A 243-nucleotide genomic window follows, 5' to 3' on the forward strand; every position below is an offset into this window, starting at 1 on the left:
TGTGTATAAGAGACAGGTGCCAACCAGCTTGGCGTGCTGGCCGGTGCGCTGAGTTTCCGTTTGCTCAGCGGCATGCCCGCACCCCGGCAGATGCTCCTGGCCTTTGTCCTGGCGGGTATTGGCGGGGCGTTGATGGCTGCAGCCGACAGCCATGCCCCGGKGGGGGGCGCGGGACTGGGCCTGTCTCTTTTACACATCTCCCAGCCCMCSAGAMGAAMTGAGCGGTCTCGTATGCCGGCTTCT

Annotated in this window: 1 pseudogene; it reads left to right on the forward strand. The window is 64.3% G+C overall.

Annotated features, from left to right (window positions below):
* Positions 1-15 precede the first annotated feature (15 nt).
* A pseudogene (locus ACQ4LH_RS22255) lies at positions 16-243 on the forward strand (hypothetical protein); the annotation flags it as partial.

Origin of the sequence: Pseudomonas peli, assembly GCF_050563605.1 — a bacterium.
Lineage (GTDB): Bacteria > Pseudomonadota > Gammaproteobacteria > Pseudomonadales > Pseudomonadaceae > Aquipseudomonas > Aquipseudomonas peli_A.